The 6941-nt window shown below is 53.4% G+C and carries 5 protein-coding genes and 3 pseudogenes; 4 read left to right on the top strand and 4 right to left on the bottom strand.

All coding sequences use genetic code 11. The features are described from left to right. Window positions 1–48 precede the first annotated feature (48 nt). Together PG896_RS20125 and PG896_RS20120 are read right to left on the bottom strand one after the other, a co-directional pair. A pseudogene (locus PG896_RS20125) lies at window positions 49–792 on the bottom strand (efflux RND transporter periplasmic adaptor subunit); the annotation flags it as partial. An 805-nt stretch (window positions 793–1597) separates the two neighbouring features. Continuing rightward, window positions 1598–2638: an IS481-like element ISAs19 family transposase gene (locus PG896_RS20120; protein ID WP_042864152.1), complete on the bottom strand. Its 1041-nt coding sequence runs from the start codon at window positions 2636–2638 to the stop codon at window positions 1598–1600. A gap of 92 nt (window positions 2639–2730) precedes the next feature. Between PG896_RS20120 and PG896_RS20115 the strand changes: the two genes are divergently transcribed. The 3 genes and pseudogenes from PG896_RS20115 to PG896_RS20110 form a co-directional block, all read left to right on the top strand. Beyond that, a protein-coding gene (locus PG896_RS20115; protein WP_270836141.1) for an IS3-like element ISAs22 family transposase occupies window positions 2731–3809 on the top strand; the annotation gives its coding sequence in 2 pieces (ribosomal slippage) (window positions 2731–2971 and window positions 2971–3809; 1080 coding nt in all). 9 nt (window positions 3810–3818) lie between these two features. Then, complete coding sequence (locus PG896_RS21265) at window positions 3819–4130, top strand: ATP-binding protein (RefSeq protein WP_442866203.1); 312 nt, start codon at window positions 3819–3821, stop codon at window positions 4128–4130. 11 nt (window positions 4131–4141) lie between these two features. After that, window positions 4142–4393 (top strand): annotated as a pseudogene (locus PG896_RS20110) (ATP-binding protein); the annotation flags it as partial. 312 nt (window positions 4394–4705) lie between these two features. Here the strand turns inward: PG896_RS20110 and PG896_RS20105 are convergent. Both PG896_RS20105 and PG896_RS20100 read right to left on the bottom strand, forming a co-directional pair. Then, window positions 4706–5746 carry an IS481-like element ISAs19 family transposase gene (locus PG896_RS20105; RefSeq protein WP_216986963.1) on the bottom strand — a complete coding sequence of 347 codons (1041 nt, stop codon included), beginning with the start codon at window positions 5744–5746 and terminating at the stop codon, window positions 4706–4708. 121 nt (window positions 5747–5867) lie between these two features. After that, window positions 5868–6171: pseudogene (locus PG896_RS20100) on the bottom strand (helix-turn-helix domain-containing protein); the annotation flags it as partial. Between the two features lie 184 nt (window positions 6172–6355). On the opposite strand from PG896_RS20100, the gene PG896_RS20095 reads away from it, so the two are divergent. After that, window positions 6356–6646, top strand: a complete 291-nt coding sequence (locus PG896_RS20095) for a DUF4258 domain-containing protein (protein ID WP_109113170.1) — start codon at window positions 6356–6358, stop codon at window positions 6644–6646. The last annotated feature ends 295 nt before the right edge of the window (window positions 6647–6941 follow it).

Below are 6941 nucleotides of genomic sequence, written 5' to 3'. Positions count from 1 at the left end.
AAGATCGGCTCAAACTGAAAAAATGAAATGACTGAGTCAGCCGAGAAGAATTTCCCCGCTTATTCGCACCTTCCCTAAGGAGGCGATAGTGACTAGCGGGTTAGCCGGGTCTATGTATTGCCCCTCACGCACCTTGAGGTCGTAGAGGTAGCCGCTGCGTGGAGAATGGATGCGGATAGTCTCTTGCACCTTGCGGCTACGGCGGATCTGATCGATCTGGGATTGGGGTACATCAAGGGCGAGCAACTTGTTTTCGCCAGCACGGATGATGGATTGGCTGTCGCTGCTAAGCGCTAACAGGAACTCCTTTTGAGCATTAACCAAGTCAGGAGAGTAAAGGTCATAGAGGGGTTCTCCGGCGCTGATCGCCTCTCCCTCGCTCTTGACATGTAAGCGGCGAATCCAACCGCTCATGCGCGAAGTGACAGTTTCGAGACGTTCTTCGTCGTAACCCACGTAGCCTACCGTCTCGATACTCTGTTGCCAGGGAGCCTGGGTGATTTCGGTTAGACGAACCCCCATGTTCTGCTGGATTTCAGGGCTGATGGTGACGGTACCTGGTGATCCTGCCTGGCTCTCCTCATAGACCGGGATGAAATCCATCCCCATGTTGTCTTTGGCAGGGCCAGGCCGTTTGTCAGAGGGGTCCATGGGATTGACCCAATAGAGGGGTTGTTTTTCGACTGGGGCGGAAACTCGACCGCTGGCCAACCAGTAGCCAATACCTGCGCTACTAGCCAAAGCTGCGACCAGTAAAATACCCTTCAAGGGGTGAAGCTTGTGAGATGACATAATAACTCTCTTGCACGAAAACGAAGATGTGCCAGTACGGAACTGGCAGTTATCGGGGCAAAAGAGAAATCAATTACGCAGAACGCATAACTCCAAGTGAAGCCTTGGCCAAGATGGAGGAGGTGAGCCTCTTTCGCGACGGAAACACCAACGAAAAATAGCACCGCCCCATAGGATCGGTGCAAAGAGGCTTAAGCAAAACAACAGGGGAGACAACAACCAAGGTAGGCCTGCAGCCAACTGAGCTAAGGAACCGGCGAGTCCAGTCGAAAGGGAGCAATCACTACCACTTCCATCCGACATCTCGTCCCCTTGATTGTGGCAGGAGGACATAACAGCAGGAGTTTCGAACATAGCGGTGAAGACTGAAACGCAGAATGTCAGATTGCAGACGAGCAACAGCACCAGCGTTAGCTGAGCTATCAATCTCGTAGGCAATCGCTTATTTAGCATTACTTTGTCCACATTACAGGCTGTAAAAATAAACCTTACCACTGCGGCAAGGTCAAGGGGTTTTAAAGGGAAATATTTGAAAGCAATGATAGTTGAATATATGTAAAAACATAAACTTGTGTGCAAGCTGGTCTATGGGTTTGTTCAACCGAGCGATGAGTACGTACACTTGAAATGAGTTCGGATACACTCCCAACATTGGTAATCCCCCCGAAAAACTGAGGTGCTCATAAGTAGAATTTTCTCGTATCTTGAACGCAGGAGGTTCTACATGAAAACATCACGCTTTAGCGATGCACAGATTGTACAGATCTAGTTATCACCTGACACCGGCCTCAAACCGGTGTCTTGTTTACGCTACTTTAGTGCGCACTTCCTTCGGTATCAATTTCAGACCCTTCTTGAACATGCTGTAGGGGGTCTGACCCTCCATCATCCTGCCCTGATGTGGCCGCTGGGTGTTGTAGTGTTCCAGGTAGCTATCCAGGTCTGTCTGCATCTGTTCTACCGACTCATACCAGGTCGTTCTCCCCTTGATACGGAAGTGTTCATCCAGCAGTGTGCGATGCAGTCGCTCGATAAAACCGTTGCTCTGCGGCCTGCGTACCTTGGTTGTCCGGTGTTCAATTCCCTCCAGTTGCAGAAACAGCTCGTAGGGATGATGGTCTGGGCGCCCACAGAACTCGCGCCCGTTATCTGACAGGATGGTATAGACCCGAGCCTCATGGGCTTCGAAGAACGGCAGTACCGTTTCATTGAGCACATGAACCGAGGTCACCGGCAGCTTGCTGGTGTAGAGCCGTCCCCAGGCATGGCGACTGTAGCAGTCCAGCACGGTTTGCAGATACACCTTGCCAACCCCCTTGAGCGCGCCGACGAAGAAGGTGTCAACCGCCACCAGTTCTCCGGTGTAGTGGACCTCAATCTGGCGTTCGCGAAACTCGGGGCTGAAGCGTTCTAACAGGCGGATCTGCTCGTCATTGAGCTCAATGGTCTGCTCCCGGTGGGTTTTCTCGAGGCGCAACAAGCGGTCGTGTTTGGAGAGCAAGTCGTGACGTTGCCACACGCCACGCACACCACCCGCACTGACATTGATGCCTTGCAGAGCCAGTTCTTGGGCGACCCGCAGCGGGCCATGAGTTGGTCTGGTGAGGGAGTAATCGAGGATGGCCTGTTCAATCTCAGGAGCGACCCGATTGGGATGAGCCCCTTTACACCCGGGCAATTTGTCGAGCAATCCCTCGGCGCCATAGGTCTGGTAGTTACGGCGAATTTCGTAGAACTGCTGACGGCTGTAGCCGATGAGCTTGCAGGCTTTGCTGACATTATTGAGCTCTTTGGCGAGCTCTAGCAGGCTGAGTTTGCGACGTGCTACTTTCTCGTTGGTGGTCATACGGTGACTCCGGATAACACGGTAGGGGTACCGTTTTGTTATCCGGTTTGAAGCCGTATGACCACTCCCTTTTGTGGGCAACTGTCAGGTGAATACCATCTCCATACACACAGATCATCGCCATCCTCAAGCAGGCCGAGTCTGGTTCACCCGTCCCTGAGCTCTGCCGTGAGCATGGCATCAGCTCCGCCACCTTCTACAAGTGGCGCTCCAAATTCGGTGGCATGGATGCCTCTCTCATGGCGCGCCTCAAAGAGCTGGAAGAGGAAAATCGTCGCCTTAAGAAGATGTATGCCGAGGAGCGCCTAAAGGCTGAGATCATCTCCGAGGCGATGGCAAAAAAGTGGTGACGCCATCTGCCCGCAGGGAGATGGCGACCAAGGCTGTGGCTCATTACGCCATTTCTATCCGTCTGGCTTGCCAGGTGTTCAAGGTGAGCGAGGGTTGCTACCGTTATCAGCCCGTGCTGGCTGATGAAAACCAGGAGATTGCCGACTGGCTACTGCGCCTCACCGCCAACCAGCGCAACTGGGGTTTCGGACTGTGCTTCCTGTACCTGCGTAACGTCAAAGGCTTTGGCTGGAACCACAAGCGGGTCTACCGGATCTATCGGGCGCTAGAGCTCAATCTGCGGATAAAACCCAAGAAGCGGCTAGTACGCGCCAAGCCGGAGCCGTTGGCAGTCCCTGACCAACCGAATCACTGTTGGTCGATGGACTTTATGCATGACCAGCTCAGCGATGGTCGTTCGGTGCGGTTGTTTAATGTGATCGATGACTTCAATCGCGAAGCACTGTGCATCGAGGTGGATTTTTCCTTGCCTGCCTCGCGAGTCAAACGGGTGCTGGAGCAGGTCATCGAGTGGCGGGGCAAACCAGCCGCAATCCGCTGTGATAATGGTCCGGAATACATCAGCGAAGAGCTCAAGCAATGGGCGCAGCAGAAGAGGATTGCGCTGAGGTATATCCAGCCAGGCAACCCGCAGCAGAATGCCTACATAGAGCGATTTAACCGCACTGTGCGTTACGACTGGTTGGGCCATTACCTGTTTGAGTCACTGAATGAGTTACAGGAATTTGCCACGAACTGGCTGTGGGTTTATAACCATGAGCGGCCCAATATGGCGCTGGGCGGCTACACGCCGAAACAGCGCTTGGCACAGGCCGCATGACCTCTACTTTTGAGTGCTCCAAAAAATGGGGGGATTACCGAAGTACCTCGCCCATCCCGGTCTATCCACTATCAGGTGGGTATCGCCAAGTTTCCGATGGCCAGGGATCTGGACAGATTCGATACCAGCAAATCTCCGGTCAACCCGGCACATCTGTCAGTGCTGGACCGGGATTACTTCCTTGCACACAAACGCAACCTGCTGCTGATCGGCGGGAGTGGCACAGCTGGTCATAACTTGGGGCGCAATGCTGTGCGCAAGGAAAAGCGAGTGCAGTTCTACGCTGGCGAACCAACTGGAGTTGGAGAAGGTGGCAGGTAAAGCGGGCTAACTGGCTGGTCAATGTGGGCACGGTGATCCTGGACGAGTTGGGATATCTGCAGTTTGCCGAAAGTGGCGGGGCTCTGCTGTTCCACCTGATCAGCAAGCTGTACGAACGGATCAGTCTGATCCTGACGACCAACCTAACATTCGGCGATTAGAGGAAGATGTTTGCGGATGAGAAGATGACGACGGCGATTCTGGACAGGATCACCCATCACTGTGAAACCATAGAGATAGGAAACAATTCAAACAGAGGCTGAAATCAGCGTGTTAACCCTGGTCAATGTTGGACGCTGATTGACAGTAATTCTACAAGGGAAAGTGCGAACAAGTATCCCAAGAACAAAAAATGAAAATTTTAGTCATTTAATATCAATCGGTTACCAGTAAATGCTCTCGTGCCATATGACTGTACAGATCTAGGGAAAGTGCGAACAAGTATCCCACGAACAAAAAATGAAAATTTTAGTCATTTAATATCAATGGGTTACCAGTAAATGCTCTCGTGCCATATGACTTATTCGCACCTTCCCTAGTTATCACCTGACACCGGCCTCAAACCGGTGTCTTGTTTACGCTACTTTAGTGCGCACTTCCTTCGGTATCAATTTCAGACCCTTCTTGAACATGCTGTAGGGGGTCTGACCCTCCATCATCCTGCCCTGATGTGGCCGCTGGGTGTTGTAGTGTTCCAGGTAGCTATCCAGGTCTGTCTGCATCTGTTCTACCGACTCATACCAGGTCGTTCTCCCCTTGATACGGAAGTGTTCATCCAGCAGTGTGCGATGCAGTCGCTCGATAAAACCGTTGCTCTGCGGCCTGCGTACCTTGGTTGTCCGGTGTTCAATTCCCTCCAGTTGCAGAAACAGCTCGTAGGGATGATGGTCTGGGCGCCCACAGAACTCGCGCCCGTTATCTGACAGGATGGTATAGACCCGCGCCTCATGGGCTTCGAAGAACGGCAGTACCGTTTCATTGAGCACATGAACCGAGGTCACCGGCAGCTTGCTGGTGTAGAGCCGTCCCCAGGCGTGGCGGCTGTAGCAGTCCAGCACGGTTTGCAGATACACCTTGCCTACCCCCTTGAGTGCACCGACGAAGAAGGTGTCGACCGCCACCAGTTCCCCGGTGTAGTGAACCTCAATTTGGCGTTCGCGAAACTCGGGGCTGAAGCGCTCGAGCAGGCGGATCTGCTCGTCATTGAGCTCAATTGTCTGTTCCCTATGTGTTTTCTCGAGGCGCAACAAGCGGTCATGCTTGGAGAGCAAGTCGTGACGTTGCCACACGCCACGCACACCGCCCGCACTGACGTTGATGCCTTGCAGAGCCAGTTCTTGCGCGACCCGCAGCGGGCCATGGGTTGGTCTGGTGAGAGAGTAATCGAGGATGGTTTGCTCAATCTCGGGAGCGACCCGGTTGGGATGAGCGCCTTTACAGCCGGGGAGTTTGTCGAGCAAGCCCTCGGCGCCATAGGTCTGGTAGTTACGGCGAATCTCGTAGAACTGCTGACGGCTGTAGCCGATGAGCTTGCAGGCTTTGCTGACGTTATTGAGCTCTTTGGCGAGCTCTAGCAGGCTGAGTTTGCGACGTGCTACTTTCTCGTTGGTGGTCATACGGTGACTCCGGATAACACGGTAGGGGTACCGACTTGTTATCCGGTTTGAAGCCGTATGACCACTCCCTTTTGTGGGCAACTGTCAGGTGAATACCATCTCCATACAATATGACTTATTCGCACCTTCCCTTGCAGAGCCAGTTCTTGCGCGACCCGCAGCGGGCCGTGAGTAGGCCTGTTGAGGGAGTAATCGAGGATGGCCTGTTCAATCTCGGGCGCAACCCGATTGGGATGAGCCCCTTTACAGCCGGGCAGTTTATCAAGCAAGCCCTCGGCGCCATAGGTCTGGTAATTACGGCGAATTTCGTAGAACTGCTGACGGCTGTAGCCGATGAGCTTGCAGGCTTTGCTGACGTTATTGAGCTCTTTGGCGAGCTCTAGCAGGCTGAGTTTGCGACGTGCTACTTTTTCGTTGGTGGTCATACGGTGACTCCGGATAACACGGTAGGGGTACCGTTTTGTTATCCGGTTTGAAGCTGTATGACCACTCCCTTTTGTGGGCAACTGTCAGGTGAATACCATCTCCATACATATGTAACCAGTATTGGCATGAGTGTACAGGCTACATATAATGAGTCCATCGAAATGAGCGCCAAATGACCATGTCATGAACGGTAAGCTGGACAGTGCATACAGCCATCACGCCGCGTGTCGGATGCAGCAGCGCGGTATTGCTCCCGAGCTGGTGGAGCTGCTGCTGAGCATCGGGCGTTCTGCTTATCACCAGGGGCGCGAGCTGGTTTATCTCGACCGCAAAGGATTGACTATGCTGCAAGCCGGATGTGGATTGCCAGCGGAATGTTGCCAGCGGCTGCGCCGTCACTATCTGGTCCTGCAAGACGGTGAGGTTGTCACCGTCGGTCATAAAACCACCCACTTCAAACGGGATCGTCACTGAGGCGCTATGAACTCAAGACTGTTATCAGGTCAGGCGGCCATGCCCCTGATCAGGGGGATCTATTACCTGCTGTCAGCCGAGCGAGCTAGGGAGCTGACCTGTCTGCTTGCCAAAGGCGCGTGTCACGAAGAGGGTGAGACTTCACCACTGGCGGTGGTGACGGCATTGGCTATCCATGTCGAGCAACATCGGATGGATCGCACGTCACGGCCCATCTATTGGTTCATCGCGGCTTTCCGGGGAAGGCCGCCTTGATTTTCAGAAAAAAGTATTCTGAGTCCCTAAATCCATATGC

It is taken from the genome of Aeromonas sp. QDB30, assembly GCF_027707645.1.
Taxonomy (GTDB): Bacteria; Pseudomonadota; Gammaproteobacteria; order Enterobacterales; family Aeromonadaceae; genus Aeromonas; species Aeromonas caviae.
This window is presented reverse-complemented; position numbering and strand designations above follow the sequence as displayed.